Below are 17,870 nucleotides of genomic sequence, written 5' to 3'. Positions count from 1 at the left end.
TCCCGGCGGCGTTTTTCATGGCAGTGCGACGCTTTGCACTGTCCCCGTTTCAGGGTCGCGCAACAATCGGCGTTTGATCACGGCGCGGGCCTCGCCGACCTCGCTCACCGTTGTCACGTCAAAGATATCCGAGGTGAAACCGGCAAGGGGCGGCAGCGCGATCCCGAGCGCAGCGAGATCGCTGTTATCAAGGAATCCTTTGGCTGATCGACGTCCGACAAGCCCACGCGCCGCAGCACCGTTGCGCAGCAGCGCGGCCAACAGGGGTTCTGATACAGTATTCAGGTTCAACGTCCCACGCGTCGACACTGTCGCCACATGCGGTGCAAGGCGCGCAACATCACCGGGTGCCATCCCGAAACGCAGCAAGCTGTCAGGCGCGGCCAATGGCCCGTTCTGCGCCACGATCTGCGTGATCCTTTGCCCAAGCGCCTGAGGCAGATTGAGGGCGCTCAGCAACCCCGCAAACACGCGCTGTTCGACAAGCGCTGCCGGTTGCAGGGCGTTGAGGTCGAATTTCCCGCGCACATCCTGAATTGAGACCTTGTAGGTTGCGGAGCCCAACGCAATCCTGTCTTGCGCGGACCAGGCCCACGCCTCGCCTGGATGATCCGTTTGGGGGGCCTCGTCAAAGTCGCGGCGCAAAGCCACGGCGACAGATGTCGGCCCGCCCAGCGCCAAGGCGCGGGCCTGCGCAAGATCGCTGTATTGGGCCAGACGTTCCAGCGCGACATCCTGATCCCGCAGCATCACGTGCACCAGACCAGTGCCCACGGCAAGGACGGCAAGGACGTTCAACAGGCTGACGCCCGCCTGTTGATGACGGATCATTGCGTCACCTCTTCAGGCAGGGCGACCAGCCGCCACACGTCCCGTTCGGTCAGCACAAGGGCCAATGCGCCCGGTCCCCGCGCCATGAGCGCCGCAGGTTTGTCCAGAATGCGCTGATTGATGGCTGGCCGGTCTGTGAATTCAATACGGCGGGTCAATCCGCTGTCCGATGCCATCCATGTCACAACCTGCTCTGAGACTTGCAAAACCAGCGCCTCGTCAAAACTGGCGCTGCCAGCACTTTCGACGTCCAGCGCAAACAGATGGAACGCGCGATCCTGCAAGGCAAGCCGCTCCAACCGCCCTGCTACACCGGCTTCGGTACGGGTGACGCTTTCCAGAAGGACAAAACCTGCCAAGCCGACCAGGGACGATATCGCAAGGGCGACAAGCATCTCGATCAGCGTGACACCCGCCTGCGCAGATCGCCGACCGGTCATGTCACAGGCAGTACGTCACCGCCGTCGATCCGCAAGATGGCCAGTCTGCGCTGACAGGTGCGATCCCGGTCGAACCGTGTATCGCCCAGCAGCCCCTCGAACGTGTCGCTGCGGCTGAGGTTGGCAGCACCCCCTGCCGCGTGGGCCATGCCGACGGCATCCACGGCCAGGGCGGCGATCACGCCCATCTCTTCATCCAGTTGGGCGCGAAAGAAGGCAGACAGGCGGTTGAACCGGACAGGATCAGGGCCTGTGAAACAGGCCTTGTCCAACCGATCAAGATCACTTTGCCCCAGACCCGACCACTGCACCGATCCAATCGTGGTGACACCGCTTTGCACGGCAGATTCCGCCAGTCGCAGCGTTTGCGCACCAGCGCCGGGGATGTAGATGATATCTGGCATTGCACCACCGCCAGCCTGCCGCAGCGCGTCGGCCATCTGTGCGGGTTGCGTCGCGGCCGGGATCATCGGCAGGGGTGTCACCCCGGACCGGCGCGCGTTCGCATTGATCGCGCCAACGGCACGTTGCCCGACAAGCCCTCCTGTCTCAAGAACAGCCAGACGCCGCGCGCCCGTGTCTTTGGCAAAGGCCAGCACTGTGTCGACGGACTGCGCGGGGGTGACGCCGAAAACCCAGGCGCTCGATGCGGCCAGCGACGTGTCGTTGGACAAGGACAGAACAGGCACAGGTCCGGCGGCCTCGATCACTGCGGGGGTCTGATCGCGAAACAGCGGCCCCACGACAATGTTGGCGCCTTGGGCAACCGCGTCGCGTGCCGCGTCTGCCGCAGTCTGCGGGGTTTCTCCTGCGTCCAGAACCCGGGTTCTGCCGGATGTGCCACCGAGGTCTTCGACCAACCACACGGCCTTGGCCATTTGCTGCCCCAATGGGGCGCGCGTGCCGGACAGCGGCAGCAGCAGGGCGACTTGGGCGTTCGAGGTGGCGGACGGTCGGCGGGTCGATGCGCCGGGTCCTGCCGCACAGGCCCCGACCAGCGGTGCAGCGGCCAGCACCGCGATGCATTTGCGGCGGCTCAGGCGTGTTGCATGTGTCACGGGCGATCCTCCGGATCTGGGCTGGGGGTGGGCGCTCACCCGACCAGCGTGTTCAGGTTCACAATCGGCAACAGAATGGCGAGCACGAGCAGCATCACGACGCCGCCCATCCCAAGAAGAACAAGCGGTTCAACAAGACCGACCATCGTCTTGACACGCGCCTGCAGGTTTTGGGACTGATCCTCGGCAAAGCGGCCAAGCATCGCGGGCAGCACGCCGCCCGCTTCGCCACTGGCGATCATGGTGATCATCATGGGCGGGAACCCGTCCTTGCGGGCCAGTGCACGTGACAACGGCTGCCCGTCGCGCACATCGCGCGCCACGTCCGCCAACGTCTCGCGCGCCGCCAAATTCCCCACAGTCGCTGTTGCAGATGCCAGCGCATCTGCCAGTTGCACACCGCTTTGGGTCAGCGTCGCGAGCGTCCCTGAAAACTGCACAATCGTCATCTGACGGGCGAGCCCGCTGCGCCAGAGCGCGTCGTGCCACGCCCGCATCACAGACGGGTGCCGCACCGCCGCGCTCGCGCCGACGATCACCGCGAAGAGCGCGGCGATCAAAAGGGCGGCGTTGCCAGTCAAAAAGTCGCTCAGGCCGATCATGAGTCTCGTGAGTGGTGGCAGATCGGCGCCGCGCGCGGCAAACACCCGGACAATATCGGGCAACAAGAATACAAGTAGGCCGACAACGACAGCTATCGACACAACAATCAGGATTGCAGGATAAATCAGGGCCAGCACCACCTTCTGGCGGTTGCGCAATCGCCCCTCGGCGTGATCGGCAAGGTGGGCCAGCACCGCACCTTGTCGCCCTGCACGCTCTCCGGCCTGGATGGAGGTGAGGTAAAAGCGGTCAAACCCGGTTCCGCAGTCCTGCAAGGCCGCACTCAGGCTGGAACCATCAAGGATCGCCTGACGCAAGTGACGGCAGACCGCCCCCAATCTGGGATTTGACTGTTCCGCCATCGTGGCAAGGGCCACCTCTACTTGCACGCCGCTGCCGAGCAGCGTGGCCATCTGACGGGTGAAAACCGCAAGATCAGTCGGACTGAGCGGTTTGCGACTTCGTTGCAGAACACTCAGCACCTGATCAATCGACCAACTGTGCGCTTGAGACACTGAAATCGGCAACAACCCGTTGCCCCGCAGGGCGGCCCGCGCGGCGGCTGGGCCTGTGGCCTCGATCCGGCCCGAACGTGTTTTTCCACCCGCATCCACAGCGCTGTAGCGAAACCGGGTCATGTCGCACCCTCTTGGGCACTGTCAAAGACCACGCGGGCGACTTCCTGCGGTGTTGTCAGCCCATCGCGAATCTTGCGGACACCGTCGCTGATCAGCCCCGGCAGCGACCGGTTCAGGATCGACAGCAAGTCCGATTCCGATGCGCCTTGGGTGATGGCCCTTTCCAGATCGGGTGTGATTTCGATCAGATCGTATAAGGCCACGCGGCCATGAAACCCGGTATTGTTGCACGCCGCACATCCCAGCCCGGCCAGTACGGTTTCGCCCTTGGCTATGGCGTGAGACAGCAATGCTTCTTCGGCTTGGGTGATGGTGTGCACGGCGGCACAGCTTGGGCAGTTTCGGCGCACCAGCCTCTGTGCGATCAGACCGCGCAGCATCGGGCCCAACAAGAACCGTTCAACCCCCAGATCGATCAGGCGCGCGACCGACCCGATGGCAGAATTGGTATGCAGGGTCGACATCACAAGATGCCCGGTCATCGCACTTTCCACCGCGACGCGGGCGGTTTCACCGTCCCGGATTTCGCCCACCATTATCACGTTCGGGTCCTGCCGCAGCAACGCACGCAAGCCGCGGGCAAAGGTCAGATCGGTGGCCGTGTTCACCTGCATCTGCGCGATGCCCGGCAGCGCATATTCAATCGGATCTTCAATCGTCATGATGTTGTGCTGCTGATCGTTGAGAGAATCCAGCCCGGCATAAAGCGTCGTGGTCTTGCCCGACCCCGTCGGCCCGGTGACGAGGATCAGGCCATCCGGACGCTCCAGCAGGCGCTGAAACACCGCCTGCATCTGCGCGTCCATGCCAAGGCCCGTGATGCCCGTTCTGGTCTGGCCGCGGTCGAGCAGCCGCAGGACAACCCGTTCGCCATGCTGCGTCGGGATGGTGGAAATCCGCGCATCCAGATGAAATTCCGCGACCCGCAGCGACACGCGCCCATCCTGCGGCAGACGCTTTTCGGCAATGTCTAGACGGCCCATCACTTTGATCCGACTGACCAGTTGCGGCGCCAGCGCTCGGTTGGATGTCAGGGCTTCGCGCAGAACTCCGTCCACACGGAAGCGGACGACAAGTTGCGATTCCTCAACTTCGAAATGCACGTCGGATGCGCGGGCGCGAATGGCCTCAAGAAGGATGGCGTTGATCAGGCGGACAACCGGTGCATCCTCGCGCTGATCCAGCAGATCGTCCACGGCAGCGGCAGTATCCGCGAGGGTCGCCAGATCAGAGTCGCCATGATCGGAGGCTTGTTCTGCCGCCCCGGCGGCCGCAGTGGCGCTGTCGCGATAGGTGTCTTGCACGGCATCGGCAAGGAACGTCGGCGAGACGGCCTGAAACTTCAGACTGTGCCCTGAAACCCGCTGCGCTTCGGCCAGGGCGATCAACGGAGTGTCTGTAACAAAGCGGCAAAGACCGTCCGCAACAACCACGTTGTGCGCGCGCGCGAAGGCATAGGGCAATGCAGTCATTGCGCGTCCTCCATCACAATCCGGGCCGAGACGATGCCGGGCTCGGGTCTGCGTCCGATTTCTGCTGAAAACACCTGCACCCCCGATTTGGTGGTGAGCGTTTCCAGCCAACCGATCAGCACCGTGAACGCGACATCGTCGAGCGAAACCGATAGGGCCGCGCCTTGTGGGTCGAGGCGACGAATATCGATTGCCGCTGCGCGTGCAGAGGCTGTCACGCGCTGTCGCAAGGGGTCACGCATCACCGGTTGCGCACCTTGCAGCGTGTCTGGCAGTTGATCCAGAACCTCCCAAAGAATGTCGACCTTGCGCAGTTGCGCGAAACTATCCGCCCGCGAAGTCAGGGACGGCGCAACAACCGTGCTCCACAAGACCGCACATCCGATGATCAGGCTTGCAGCAACAGCGATATTGATTTCACGGGGGGACAGTTTGCGCATCAACTCGGCTCCGACAGGATCAACTGCATTTCAGCACCGGCCGTGCCACTTGATGCCGCGCCACCGGTCACGGTCATACCCATCGAGCGCAGCGCGTTTTCTGCCTGCTGCAAGGATTGAAGATCGCGGGCGCTGACCAGAACGGCCAACGTGCCGGCGCTTGAATCAAAACGCATGTCGCGAAAGTTGATGTCCGACTGGCCCGACAAAGCCGTCCCAGTGCGCGCCAAAAGTGTCAGAAACCGATCGGATGCATTCTTCTGGTTGGCCCGACCCGCCAGATCCGCCGTCAAAACAGATTCCGGCAAATCGAAGTCGATCTGCGCACCACGATCAAGCACATGTGCAATGACCCCGGACCGCTGTTCTGACGCGGTTTTTTCGAGTGCATGCGCGTCGGCAAACAGCACGGCGGCATGCGCGATACCTGCAACAGCACTCAGCGCAGCAGCATAACCCAGACGGCCACGCCACTTTTGCCGCGCCGTTGCGGTGACTGGGCGCAGGTCAAGGGCGAACACAGATGGATCAACATCGGGCACTTCGTCATGCTGCCGCGCCACATCGACACCCGGCGGTGGCGTTCCGTGCCACAGCTCAAGCCGGGGCCGATCAAATGCGCGCCACAGGTCGGCAAAACTGTCCGCATCAATCACACAGCCACCGCCATCAAAGGTCCTGAGATAGATCGCCCCCTGCCCGCACCAGATGCCCCACGCCACTTCTGTCGTCGGCAAAGGCACGGCGCACAGGTCCGGCAGCACCACGCCTGAGCCCATCGGTGATGCGATACGGCAATGCAGTTCATTGCGATCCATCGCCGCACATAAATGGACTGTGCTGTGCAGCACGGGGCCCACGGCAATCTGCGTGTCTTCGAGGGGAGCGGCAAGATACGGCTCGATCGCGAAGGGGGCAGCAGCGTGCCGCTTGCCGTGCTTGCTCAGGGGCAGATCAAGAGGCATCAAAAGAACGGCGGCACCCGGCACAACATCCGGGGAAGGAATGGCCAGGGCCGCCGCGGCACGTACCAGACGCGCCTTGAGGTTTGCATCGATCGCCCAGTCATCATTGAGCGACTGCTGGGGGGACAGCGCCGTCGAACCGGAATATGGGCGACCGATATCGTCAATGCTAACATATTGATTTAGCATAATTTTTTACCTTTACGATGCAAATTTTCGCGCCTATGTAACCGACAATACGAGCCACAAAGGGAAATAGTTTCATGTCTTGTCCACCTGCTGACACCCAGCCGACACCGAACCACCGCAGCCCGGTCGCTGGCGTTACGCTCATTGAAATGATGGTGGTGCTGGTGATGATTTCAGTCGTCGCAGCCCTGATTGTACCCAACGTGATTGGCCGCCCGGACGAGGCGCGCGTTTCGGTTGCAGCGACGGATATGCGCTCCATCGCGGGGGCGTTGCAGCTATACCGCCTCGACAACGGGGGCTATCCAACCACCGTGCAGGGGCTGCAAGCCCTGGCTGAGCGGCCCGTCACACCACCGCTGCCCCGCACATGGCCGTCAAACGGATATCTGAGTACATTGCCGCTCGATCCATGGGGCACACCTTATGTGTATCGCGCAGACGGCGCGCAGTTTGAATTGATCTCGCTTGGTGCCGATGCGGCCCTGGGTGGCGACGGGATCAACGCGGACATACCGTTGCGCGATACCCGCGTGCAGGCCGGATTGTGACACAGAAGCGGGACGCCACTGCCGGTGTCACCCTGATTGAAATGCTGGTTGTCCTCGCTTTGTTTGCGCTGGTGGCCAGTGCAGTTGCGCTGTCCCTGCCATCTGGCCGGGGCAATACGTCGGTCGAGGCGGGCGCGCGCGCGTTGCGGGCGCATCTGGAACATGCGCTCGATGCAGCCCTCACCACCGGCAGCGGCTTTGGGTTACTGCATGACGGATCAGACCTGCGCTTTGTGCAGCGCGACCCAAGTGGGGAATGGAAATCGCATGGCAACAAACAGTTGGCGGATGTGAAACTTTCCCTGCCACCCTCTCGTATCACTATCAATCCACAAGAGGTCTTTGCCGTGTCCGCCCGTTTGATCCCCTCCCGCAGTGTCCCGTTTAAAGTGCAATTCGGGGCCGGTGAGCGCAGCCAATTTGTCGTGTTCGATGGCGCGCGCGTTGTTCGGCAGGATGGGCCTTAGGCATGCAACCCAATCGGCAAAGCGGGTTCAGCCTGATCGAAACCTTGGTGGCGATGACCGTTTTGGCGGTGTCGGCCACAGCAATCCTAGGGGCGACGGAAACCCATACGCGCGCCATCACTGCGGTAGATGATCGCGTTCTGGCGCGCTGGGTCGCACAGAATAGCTTGGTCGAGTTGCAGCTGGCCCGCGATGTCCCAGCAATCCAGCAGATGGGACGCACGACATGGCAGGTGCGGGTAGATCGTCGTCCGACGCGCGATCTAGACCTTGGGCGTGTGGATGTCACTGTCGCCACGGCGGCGGAGCCGAACATTGTTCTGGCCAGCCTGACAGGGATAGTGGACGTGGCAGATCGGCGGGCGCGATGACCCGCAGCGAAAAAGCGATCCGGGTCATCATGGCTGTATTGGCTTTGGCCTCTGTGGCCTGGGCGGCAGTTCCGATGGCCCGCCACATGGCCGGTATTGTTGTCCTTGATGCGCCAGCAGTGATCGATCTGCCGGTTCCACATAGTGAGGACCCTCCCGACCTCGCCGCGATCCTCGCCCTTGCCCCTTTTGGCCGCGCAGCCGTGCAGGACCAAGGGCCAGAGGCAGCAACGATCACCCGACCCGATCTGGTGCTGCGCGGCATTTTCGCAGCCGAGCAGGCCACCTCAACGGCGTTGCTGGATGTGGCTGGTGTACCGGGCCTTTACCGTGAGCGGATGCAGGTCACAGACCGTTTGGAAATCACCCGCATTGCGTCAGACCGCGTCGAGCTGACGGATGGTGACACCGCGATCACCCTGCACTTTGACGAAGACGTCGAAGTCAACGCACCTGAGGTCATCGCAGACGCAGCAGTGGCCCCTGCTCTTTTGGATCGATTGCAAGGCGGTTTTGTCGTTGCAGCACGCTATGAGAAACCCGGCCAGCCCGAAACCACATCTGAGTACATCGACTATTGGCGCCAGCGTGTGCGCAAGAATCCACAGGCCGTTCTTGACGAGATCGGGTTAAAGCCCACGGACCGGGGATATTTGATTGCCGAGCGGCACGATGCGGGCGTGCGTTTGGCTGGCTTGCGCAGCGGTGACCTTGTTCGGTCAGTCAACGGGAAACCCGTCGGCAACCCCGAAAACGACACCAGATTTTATGACGAGATCGCCGCGACGGGACAGGCCCGGATCGAAGTCGAGCGTGGCGGGCGCATTCTTTCCTTTTCGTTCCCCTTGAGGTGATTGATGTATAGATTTTTCACGATCCTATGTCTTGTCCTGATGTCGCCCCCGGTGACCGCGCAGACAAGCGAAGCAACCTACACCATTAACCTGCGCCAGACCGACATCACAATCCTGACCGAGCAGATCGCCGACATCACAGGCCGCACGCTGATCGTGCATCCCGAGTTACGGGGCGAAATCACGGTTGTCTCTGCCGAGCCGCTGGACAGCGCGGGTGCGTGGGAGTTGTTCCAATCCATCCTGCGCGCGCGCGGGTTTCATGCGGTACAAAGCGGAGCGATCTGGCAGATCATTCCACTTGATGCTGCACGGGCGGCAGCACGCGTGGATATCGGCGACGGCGACGCGGGCAGCCAGGATTTCGTGACCCGCCTCATCATGCTCGACAACCTGCCGGCGGGCGAAGCTGTGCGCGTGTTGCGCCCGCTTGTGGCGGCATCGGCATCCATCGAAGCGCTCGAAGATCCCAATGCCGTCCTGATTACCGACACAGTGGAAGGCGCAAACCGCATCACCAGCATCGCGCGCAATCTCGACAAGGACGAGGCGCGATCCTCCCGCGTTCTGCAGTTTCGCAACACCCAGGCTGCCGTGGTCGGCGCCGCCATCGCAGACGTGCTGGGGCCAAACCCGACGGGGGCACGCCTGTCGGTCGATCCGGGATCGAACACATTGATCATTCGCGGCACTGCGGACGAACTCGACGAGGTCGAAATGCTCGCCAATGCGATGGATGTCCCGCCAGTGTCCAACCCGCAGGTGGCGCTGACAACACGGGTGTTTCCGCTGCGCTACGGCGAGGCCGAACAACTGGCGGGCATCCTGACTGCCGCACTGACGGGCGCGGGTGCGGTTGCCACGAACGCAGTTGCAGTCGAATTGCAGCAGTCAGACCTGAACGCCGCAGCCCCCGTGTCTGACATCCCCGATGTCACGGTCGCGGCGGACGAAGCGCAGAACGCCATTGTGGCGCGCGGCACGGAGGCGCAATTGAACGAAGTCGCCGCCCTGTTGCAGCAACTTGACCGCAAGCGGGCGCAGGTGCTGATCGAAGCGGCGATTGTCGAGGTGTCCGGTGAAACCGCCCAGCGCCTGAGTGCGCAACTGGGCCTTGGCAATCTGGCACCGCCGTCCGGGTTGGCGGCCACCTCCTTCAGCAATGGTGGCGCCGCACTTGGTACCCTTCTGGCGGCGCTGGGCACACCCAATGCTGCGCTGGCCACGGCGGGGGGCAGTGCCACGATTGGCGGCGGGAACTTTGGCATTCTCTTGCAGGCCCTGAACCAGTCCACGAATGCCAACCTGCTGTCCACCCCGTCCCTGATGGCGCTGGACAATCAGCCTGCATCTATCGTCGTGGGCCAGAACGTGCCATTTCGCACTGGCACTTTCGCCACTGACGGCAACTCGGTGCAGCCCTTTACCACCATCGAGCGGCGCGATGTAGGCCTCACCATGAATGTCCTGCCACGTATCAATGACGGGAACACCGTACGCCTTGATATCAGACAGGAAGTGTCATCGTTGGTGAATGCGAATGTCGAAGGCGCGGCCGATCTGATCACCAACCGCCGTTCCATCGAAACGAGCGTGCTGGCACAAAGCGGGTCTACAATCGTGCTGGGCGGGCTGATCACCCGCGACGACCTCAAGAGCCTGCAAAAGGTGCCCGGCGCGGGCGATATCCCCGTGCTCGGAAATCTCTTCAAGTCGCGCAATCGCAGCAGCACCCGCCGCACGCTTTTTGTCTTTCTCAAACCAACGGTATTGCGATCAGATCAAAGCCTGAAACAGACATATGAAAAACGCCTGAGCGCACTGGAAACCGCGCGTTCAGACGCACGGCTAGGCGCGACAGACCGCGATGTGACACGGGCGCGCAAGCCTGTGCGGCTCGAACTTGGTGGGGTTTATTGAATGACAGAGGTTAAGATGGGTGGCGTGACGCCGAATGCGACTGAGGAGCTCGACGCGCTGATTGCCCGCGTGGCGCTCGCGGACCGGCGCGCGTTCGATCAACTCTATACGCTGACCTGCGCACGGCTGTTTGCGGTGGCGATGCGTATGATGAAAAACCGGGCGGAGGCCGAAGACGTCCTGCAGGATGCTTACGTGCGCATCTGGCAACGCGCGGGCAGTTTCCGCCCCGGCGAGGGACGCTCGATGCCATGGCTGATCACGATCACACGCAATCTCGCCATCGACCGGATGCGGGTGCGCGCGGCACCCATTGCCCCGATGGAGATGGCACAGGACGTGCCCGACGACGGACCGACACCTGAAACGGCCCTGGCACAAAGCGAAAACAGAGCCAGAATCGATGCCTGTCTGGAAGAATTGGAGGCCCGGCGCGCAGAGGCCGTTCGGGCCGCATATCTGGATGGCTGGTCCTATCAGGAATTGGCGGACCGCTTTGACACCCCCTCAACACGATACGCACATGGTTGCGCCGCAGTTTGCTGCGCCTGCGCGCCTGTCTGGAGCAGCCACAGAAATGACAGATCAAACGACACGTGACGACGACGATGAAGCCTTGGCCGCGGAATACGTGGTCGGCCTGTTGCCCGGTCCCGAGCGATCCGCCGTCGAAAACCGTCTGCGCAGAGATCGTGGCTTCGCCGCCCGTGTCGCGGCGTGGGAAGAGTACTTTGCCGGTCTGAACGCCGACTACGGCACGCTTCAACCCTCGCGACAGGTCAAGGCAGCGATTGATGGCAGGCTGTTTCCCCGGGCGCGGCGCAACGGCGCTTGGTGGCGCGCCGCCGGTCTGGTTTCAGCCGTCCTGGCAGTGGCGGTGATGATCGGATCGTTCACCTTGTTCGATAGCGGCAAACGCCTGATTGCACAGCTTGAGAGCAGTGAGAGCAACTATCGGTTTGCAGTTGAGGTCGAAGCGGGTGGGGGCAGTGTCGATATTGCATTGGCCTCGGGAGCGGTGGTCGAGGACCGGACATTCGAGTTGTGGCTGATCCCACCGGACGGTGTGCCCCGATCCCTTGGGACATTTACGCAGGCGGGTCGTTTGCAGGCATCCGGCGCACTCCAGATGCAGGACGGCAGCGTCCTTGCCGTTAGCCTCGAACCTGTCGGTGGGTCCCCGACCGGCGCGCCCACCGGACCCGTTCTGGCGCTTGGGACATTAAGCGATGTTTAGACCGATCCGACTGGCATTGGCGGGTCTGGTGGTCACGCACGCCGCCCATGCCCATGAATTCTGGATCGAACCGACTGTGTCCGGCACGCAAGTCACGGTGGAGGTGCATGTCGGGGAACACTTTGAGGGCGAGGTTTTTCCATTCGAGCCGCGCGCCTATGAAACCGCCCTTTGGGTAGGTCCGGAAACCAGACAAGCGCTGCACACCCGACCGCTCGCACAGCGCGATCTGTCCCTTGCGGCGCAAGGCGAGGGTCTGCACGTCCTGGCCATTGCATCCTTTGGGCAAACTCTGCGGCACCCGTCGCTGCAGGATTTCAAAGAATTTGCGGACAGCATCGGGGCGAACCATGTGTTGCGCGAAATACCACCAGTCGCGGATGAAGACGGGAGGCTGCGCGAAACCTATCGCCGGTTTTCGAAAACGCTGGTGCATTTTGGCGAACGACGAGATGAAGACAGGCGCTTGGGTCTGCAATACGAGTGGGTGCAAGGCTCTGACGGCTTCACGCTATACTCCGGTGGCACACCGGCTGCGCATCACCCCGTCGATGTGTTTTGCCGCCAGGCCGACATGCAGGTACGCGAAAGCAGATTGCGAACCGACGATACGGGCAATGTCGCGCCGTCCGTCAAACCCGCCGAACGCTGCCTGATAAACGCCGTTTTTCTGAGACCGCACGAAGATGGGCGGCGCTGGTCAAGCGATTGGGTATCGTTGCTTTGGGATAGCTAGCCAGTGAGGCGGAACTAGCTTTTGCACCATGCGTGATTGGTATCACAGCGGAGGTAACCGGGTGCTGTCAGCGCAATGGCTGAGACAGCGCCCGGATCTTTGGTCTGATAGCTGTCGCCAGCGTCCTTACTCCGAAGCAGTTTCCGCCGCTTCCAAAAGCGATCTGGGTTCGACGGCTTCGGGTCGCCATATCCGTGCGGCACGTTGTGCCTCAAGAACCTGCGCCGGTTCCAGTTGCTGTTCGACCACCTGACGGGCCTGCAAGGCATCCGGATGGCCATTGGCAGCGGCAAGGTTGAAATACTTGTGCGCTTCGACGAGGTTCTTATCGAGGCCAAGGCCCACCACATAAGCCTGCCCAAGCGAAAACAGCCCGACAGGGTTGCCAAAGGACGCGGTTTTCTGGATCAGACGTAGCCCTTCAGCCTCGTCCTTTTCAGCGACTTCACCGGCAATCAAAGCTTGGGCCAAAACATTCATCGCGCCGATATGCTCCTGATCGGCGGCACGTTTCAGCATGTCAATCCCGCCTTCGGCATCCGCTTCTACACCGCGCCCCTGCAGTTTCAGCAGCCCACAGTTCAACTGCCCGTTCGCGTCGCCCTGTTCAGCAGACCCACACAGCAATTCTGCGGCGCGCTCGTAATCCTGAAGCACGAATTCGCCCTGAAGATACAGCAAGCCAAGGCGGTTCTGTGACAAGGCGCTGTCGCCTGCGGCCCCCAGTTTGTAGAGCTCAACCGCCGTTGGCATGTCTGCCGCACCGCCCATGCCCAGTTCCAGCATTCGCCCGAGATAGAAATTGGCATCCGCCTCGCCCTCGTCCGCGGCCACAGCCAAAAGCTCGGCAGCGACGGGGTAGTCACCGGCCTCAAGGGCGCTCAGCCCCTGTTGCAGGTCAGCCATCGCAGCACTTGCAGTCAGAACTGTCGCCAGAGTGGCAGTCATCAGCTTGAATGTCATAAGGTGTCTTCCGTTTGTCAGGTTATGTCAGAAAATTTTGGTGCCTATCGTCATGCGCAGGCTTGCGCCCTGCAACTCCGCCAGCCCGCTGGCAGCGACAGGCATGGCAATGCCGAAGTCTATTGTGATGCGCCCGATGGCGCCGCGAAACCCGCCTCCAACAGACATCATGCTGGCATCCGGCCCGTTGATCTGGTGAACCGCGCCCGCGTCCCAGAAAACATACGGGCGCATAGCGGCAAAGTCCATCATCAGCTTGGCCTCGCGTGACGTCTCGAATAGGCGCGGCCATGAGTATTCCGCGCTCAGCGTCAGCCCGTTGTCGCCGCCAAACGAGGCGGCCTCGAAGCCCCGCACAGTACCGGTGCCGCCGATAAAGGTGCGATGCGCACTGGGCAGTTCATCCGATGCCGCCTGCCCCGTCACGCTGATATAAAGCTGACCCTGGTTTTCAAAACTGCGGAAATGTCGGGCGGAAAATTCGAGGATGTTGTAACCGCCCCCACCATCTGCCTGCCCGCGTGACGCAGCAATGCTCAACCCCGTAAAGGTTCCGTTGCCGATGATGTCACGTTCCAGCCCGACGCGGGTCAGCCAGACCTCGGCCGGAGTGAGCGACACGCCGTTGGCATAACGAAACGTCTTTTCACGGGCATGGCTTGCCGTCAGCCGTGTCTTGGTGTTGGCGTCACGATGCAGCAGATAGGTGTATCCCAATCCAAAGGACGGCGTCTGTTCCAGCAACTCGACCGTCGGCGAAATCAGCGAAAGCTGTTCGGAAAAGCCAAAATTCACATCGATGGTCGCACGATGCAAAGGCAGGGCGACCCGCCCTGTCAGCGCGTTGCTGATGTCTGTTCCGGAAAAGCTGACGTTCCAGATATCGTTGATCTGCAGCAGATTGTCGGCGGCAAAGTTGAAGCTGAGACGCGGCGCCACCTCTCCGTCCTGCATGCTGGTCAAAAGCGACACATCACCCCGGACGCGGTCATTGTCCGCAATCTCAAGCACAAGGACAGAGCCGCCGATTTGTGTGCCCGGCTGGATATCCAGCGCAGTTTGCGCCGAGGGCGGGCGGCTCACCTGATCAAGGCCTTGTTCCAGCGTGCGCAGTTCGAGGGTATCCCCGGCCCGCAAGCCGAGGGCCCGCGAGATGCGGCTGGCAGGCACTTCTTCGCGCGCCTTGCCATTCACCACATGGCTGATCGCGACAGCCTCGACATACCCTTCGACAACGACCAGCGTTAGGGTGCCGCTGCTGATATCCTGTTCAGGGATATAGGCCCTGGATGTGATGTAGCCGCTTTCCAGATAAAGGTCGGTCAGCGCCTGCAACAACTGATCCACACCCAGAGGGCCGATGCAATCGCGCGCATAAAGGGTCAGCGTTTCGTTCACCTGCGTATCCGGGATCAGCGTGATGCCTTCGACATTGATGGACGTGATGGGCACACAAAACGCTTCGGCCTCTACCGGGTCGACCGGTGTGATGTCGATGGCAAGCCCCGGCTTTGCTGTTTCAGCCGCCTCACGCGCTGCGGCGCGCGCGGCCTCTTCGCGCACCGTGTCCGCCAGCGACCGGTCATTTGACGCAAGCCCCTGCGCGAGCACCGAGGACGCTGCGACTAACGCCGCAAAGGTGAAGCAGACCAGCTTGCGCATATCAATTCAGCACTTCGGAGAACACTCCGAACCCGCGCCCATTGGCGGCCGCGACTTCGGGCGGCACTGCAACGATTTCGGCACCAGCGAGGCTGTCCAGCAGCGCGCCGGGTTCGACATCCGTGCCGATAAAGCGCAATGGCCCACTGCGCGCGATCATCGAAAACCCAAAGGTCGGGGCGAAAATCTTGCCCGTCTCGTAGGTCGAGATGCGGCGCGTGCGCTTTCCGAAGAACAATGTGCTTGGCCCCCTCGGCAGGGTGTAGAAATTGTCATAGCGCAAAGGTTGGAAATCAATGGACGCCGCCTGCATCGTCAGGCCAGAGGCCGCGCTGACCGTGCCGCCAATGTTGCGAAAGTCGCCAGTCAGATCGACATCGATCCGCGTGTCGGATTCAAGCCCGCCACCCGAAAACCGGAACGCGCCGGTGGTGTAGCTGCGGCACAGGAACAAAAAGCAGCTGCGCTCTCTGCGTACCTGCCCAACCTGCACCAATGCGTTGGTGATATCCCCACCCTTCAGCGTCAGACCACTGCCGCTTCGGATCAAGCCGCCGTGGTTGTTGAGGGTCGTGGCCGAAACACGGACTGCGCCATCCGCCTGCAGCGTTGCAAGGTTCAGCCCGGCGACAGGTTCGTTGCGCCCATCGACGTTCAGAAGGTTTTGAAGCGCCCCACCAACACTGACATCCAAATCGCCAAAACTCTGGACAAGGCCGGTGTTGTTGGTGAAGTCCCCACCGAACGTCAGGGTCGCGTCCCGCTGTGCGCGTATGATCGCGATGTCATCCTCTGACAGGCTGGTGAGTGTGAAGGACTGCGCCGTTAACGCGATGTCTTCCAACGCCTCGACAGAACCGCCAGTCATGGATGCAACGCCGCCCGCGCGCAGAGTGATGTCCGTGCCAGCGATGTCCGTACCTGCCAGGTCCAGCCCGTCCTGCGCATCAAGAACGACATCGTTGAAATCCGACCCGAGCGTGCTGTCTTGCACATCGATGTCCTGCGCCGCCATGGACACGCCGGTCAGCCCCTGTGCCGTTGCACCGTCCAGCATGATCCGGCCACTGGCCGTCATCGTGAATTCCCCGGCAGAGGCAAGCCCCTCCCCGGCCATGACAACCCCTGCACCACGCCCGTCCGCCGTCATCGTCAACCTACCGCCGGACACGATGGAACCTTCGGTCAGGGTCAGGGACACCGCCGGGCCGTTCTGTTGCCCGCGACCGGAAAGCGCAAGGTAGTCGTCGGAATCCACCGACACAGCATTAGCGTTGATAGTCGCACGTCCTGCGCCCGCCGTGGCATTGAACCTCAAGAAGGGGGAACTGCCGGATTCGCCCACATTTCCGTCGATCCGGATGCTGCGGGCGATCAGGTCCATGCGGCGCACGTCAGCGACCACACCCGCGCGGCCCACGTCAATGCTGCCATCGCCGGGGGCCACGTCATAGTTCAGCGTGCCCGGCTGTCTGCGCCCCGCAATCATCGCCAGCCCACGGATGTTCTGGAACCGGGCACCGTTCAACGTGATGCCGTTCGGATTGGCCACGATCACATCCGCGCGCGCACCAAGCACCTGCAGCGTGCCTTCCATCCTGCTGGCATCCGGGCCCGTCACGTCAGCTACAATGGCACTGGCCCCTTTCGTGGTGTTGTCAAAGGCGGCACCAGCCGCGGGCACGCTAAAACGGTCAAAGGAATTGATGGAAACGCCGTTGTTCGGATTGGCGATGTCAATCTCGATCCGCCCACCGGTTCCGGAGCGAAGAGATGTTGCAGTTTGCCCATCCAAAGTTATGCTTTGCGCAACCGCAGATAGCGGCGCAAACAGTGCGACGATTCCGATGGTAAAGGTACAAAGTCTCAGCGACGATTTCACGAAATACACCCTTGAAAAGCGAGACAGTCGCTGCGGTGGCACCAGTAGTTAAAGGACACTCCAGACCATGGCAAGACTATTCAAGGTTGTGCGAAACCCTGTTCTGAGCAGCGTTTTGGCAAGCCTTTTGGTGTTTGGTATTCCACTTGCTTCGCAAGGCCAGGACGGCACCGGCGACTGGCAGGCGATCTGCGACGAACTCGGCTGCCGTCTGGCACAAAGCCTGGTCGCCCCGCGCTCGGAAACCACCGTGCTGATGGCGCGTGTATACGACAGCCAGACCCCGACCCTTGTTCTGACGGTTCCGCTGGGTGCGTTTTTGAAACCGGGAATCCTCTTGTCCATCGATGGCGATGCGCCAAGGGCGTTTGCCTACGAAATCTGCGACGAATTCGGCTGCCACGCAGGCGTGCCCATGGACGACGGCCTGCTACGCGATTTCAGACGGGGTCTGAAGGCGGATGTCGCATTTGTCGATGGCGCACAGGAACAAATCTCGGTGTCGCTGTCCCTTGTCGGCTTCACCAACGGGATGAAAGCGTTGGCCGGGGCGCGCGTAGAATGATCTCGCGACGCATCTTTCTGTCTGGG

The 17,870-nt window shown here is 61.7% G+C and carries 19 protein-coding genes; 9 read left to right on the top strand and 10 right to left on the bottom strand.

The window, feature by feature from the left end; translation table 11 throughout:
* Positions 1-15 precede the first annotated feature (15 nt).
* Genes ACERZ8_RS09825 through gspL form a run of 7 tightly spaced genes read right to left on the bottom strand, consistent with a single transcriptional unit; the run spans position 16 to position 6,636 of the window.
* Positions 16-831, bottom strand: a complete 816-nt coding sequence (locus tag ACERZ8_RS09825; protein ID WP_407592026.1) for a type II secretion system minor pseudopilin — start codon at positions 829-831, stop codon at positions 16-18.
* A complete protein-coding gene (locus tag ACERZ8_RS09820; RefSeq protein ID WP_407592025.1) occupies positions 828-1,271 on the bottom strand; it encodes a PulJ/GspJ family protein in 444 nt (147 codons plus the stop codon). Before ACERZ8_RS09820 ends, ACERZ8_RS09825 begins: the two co-directional genes overlap by 4 nt.
* Positions 1,268-2,329: a penicillin-binding protein activator gene (locus ACERZ8_RS09815; RefSeq protein ID WP_407592024.1), complete on the bottom strand. Its 1,062-nt coding sequence runs from the start codon at positions 2,327-2,329 to the stop codon at positions 1,268-1,270. The genes ACERZ8_RS09820 and ACERZ8_RS09815 overlap by 4 nt, the downstream gene beginning before the upstream one ends.
* Positions 2,330-2,364: 35 nt before the next feature.
* Entirely contained in the window at positions 2,365-3,570 is a 1,206-nt protein-coding gene (locus ACERZ8_RS09810; protein ID WP_407592023.1) for a type II secretion system F family protein, read from the bottom strand.
* Entirely contained in the window at positions 3,567-5,042 is a 1,476-nt protein-coding gene (locus ACERZ8_RS09805) for a GspE/PulE family protein (RefSeq protein ID WP_407592022.1), read from the bottom strand. Before ACERZ8_RS09805 ends, ACERZ8_RS09810 begins: the two co-directional genes overlap by 4 nt.
* Positions 5,039-5,482 (bottom strand): type II secretion system protein GspM, encoded by a 444-nt coding sequence (gene gspM / locus ACERZ8_RS09800; protein ID WP_407592021.1) that lies wholly within the window; start codon positions 5,480-5,482, stop codon positions 5,039-5,041. Before gspM ends, ACERZ8_RS09805 begins: the two co-directional genes overlap by 4 nt.
* Positions 5,482-6,636, bottom strand: a complete 1,155-nt coding sequence (gene gspL / locus ACERZ8_RS09795) for a type II secretion system protein GspL (protein WP_407592020.1) — start codon at positions 6,634-6,636, stop codon at positions 5,482-5,484. The genes gspM and gspL overlap by 1 nt, the downstream gene beginning before the upstream one ends.
* A gap of 74 nt (positions 6,637-6,710) precedes the next feature.
* Between gspL and gspG the strand changes: the two genes are divergently transcribed.
* The 8 genes from gspG to ACERZ8_RS09755 are packed head-to-tail and all read left to right on the top strand — an operon-like array spanning position 6,711 to position 12,772.
* The gene (gene gspG / locus ACERZ8_RS09790; protein ID WP_407592019.1) at positions 6,711-7,187 is read left to right on the top strand and encodes a type II secretion system major pseudopilin GspG; all 477 of its coding nucleotides are present in this window, start codon (positions 6,711-6,713) and stop codon (positions 7,185-7,187) included.
* Positions 7,184-7,654, top strand: coding sequence for a prepilin-type N-terminal cleavage/methylation domain-containing protein (locus tag ACERZ8_RS09785; RefSeq protein WP_407592018.1), 471 nt, complete (start codon positions 7,184-7,186; stop codon positions 7,652-7,654). Before gspG ends, ACERZ8_RS09785 begins: the two co-directional genes overlap by 4 nt.
* Before the next feature lie 2 nt (positions 7,655-7,656).
* Positions 7,657-8,025: a type II secretion system minor pseudopilin GspI gene (gene gspI, locus ACERZ8_RS09780; protein WP_407592017.1), complete on the top strand. Its 369-nt coding sequence runs from the start codon at positions 7,657-7,659 to the stop codon at positions 8,023-8,025.
* Positions 8,022-8,879, top strand: a complete 858-nt coding sequence (locus ACERZ8_RS09775; RefSeq protein ID WP_407592016.1) for a type II secretion system protein N — start codon at positions 8,022-8,024, stop codon at positions 8,877-8,879. The genes gspI and ACERZ8_RS09775 overlap by 4 nt, the downstream gene beginning before the upstream one ends.
* A gap of 3 nt (positions 8,880-8,882) precedes the next feature.
* Entirely contained in the window at positions 8,883-10,799 is a 1,917-nt protein-coding gene (gene gspD, locus ACERZ8_RS09770) for a type II secretion system secretin GspD (protein WP_407592015.1), read from the top strand.
* Positions 10,800-11,399, top strand: a complete 600-nt coding sequence (locus ACERZ8_RS09765; RefSeq protein ID WP_407592014.1) for a sigma-70 family RNA polymerase sigma factor — start codon at positions 10,800-10,802, stop codon at positions 11,397-11,399.
* The gene (locus ACERZ8_RS09760; RefSeq protein WP_407592013.1) at positions 11,377-12,036 is read left to right on the top strand and encodes an anti-sigma factor; all 660 of its coding nucleotides are present in this window, start codon (positions 11,377-11,379) and stop codon (positions 12,034-12,036) included. Before ACERZ8_RS09765 ends, ACERZ8_RS09760 begins: the two co-directional genes overlap by 23 nt.
* Positions 12,029-12,772 (top strand): DUF4198 domain-containing protein, encoded by a 744-nt coding sequence (locus ACERZ8_RS09755; RefSeq protein WP_407592012.1) that lies wholly within the window; start codon positions 12,029-12,031, stop codon positions 12,770-12,772. Before ACERZ8_RS09760 ends, ACERZ8_RS09755 begins: the two co-directional genes overlap by 8 nt.
* 126 nt (positions 12,773-12,898) lie before the next feature.
* Here ACERZ8_RS09755 and ACERZ8_RS09750 read toward each other — a convergent pair whose 3' ends face one another.
* Genes ACERZ8_RS09750 through ACERZ8_RS09740 form a run of 3 tightly spaced genes read right to left on the bottom strand, consistent with a single transcriptional unit; the run spans position 12,899 to position 17,192 of the window.
* On the bottom strand, positions 12,899-13,720 hold the full coding sequence (locus tag ACERZ8_RS09750; protein ID WP_407592011.1) for a tetratricopeptide repeat protein: 822 nt from the start codon (positions 13,718-13,720) through the stop codon (positions 12,899-12,901).
* Between the two features lie 42 nt (positions 13,721-13,762).
* Positions 13,763-15,397, bottom strand: a complete 1,635-nt coding sequence (locus tag ACERZ8_RS09745; protein ID WP_407592010.1) for a ShlB/FhaC/HecB family hemolysin secretion/activation protein — start codon at positions 15,395-15,397, stop codon at positions 13,763-13,765.
* A gap of 1 nt (position 15,398) precedes the next feature.
* Positions 15,399-17,192, bottom strand: a complete 1,794-nt coding sequence (locus ACERZ8_RS09740) for a two-partner secretion domain-containing protein (protein ID WP_407592009.1) — start codon at positions 17,190-17,192, stop codon at positions 15,399-15,401.
* Positions 17,193-17,346: 154 nt separating this feature from the next.
* Here ACERZ8_RS09740 and ACERZ8_RS09735 point away from each other — a divergent pair, with 154 nt between their 5' ends.
* Entirely contained in the window at positions 17,347-17,844 is a 498-nt protein-coding gene (locus tag ACERZ8_RS09735; RefSeq protein WP_407592008.1) for an invasion associated locus B family protein, read from the top strand.
* Positions 17,845-17,870: the final 26 nt, after the last annotated feature.

Source organism: Tateyamaria armeniaca, assembly GCF_045797845.1.
Taxonomy (GTDB): Bacteria; Pseudomonadota; Alphaproteobacteria; order Rhodobacterales; family Rhodobacteraceae; genus Tateyamaria; species Tateyamaria armeniaca.
This window is presented reverse-complemented; position numbering and strand designations above follow the sequence as displayed.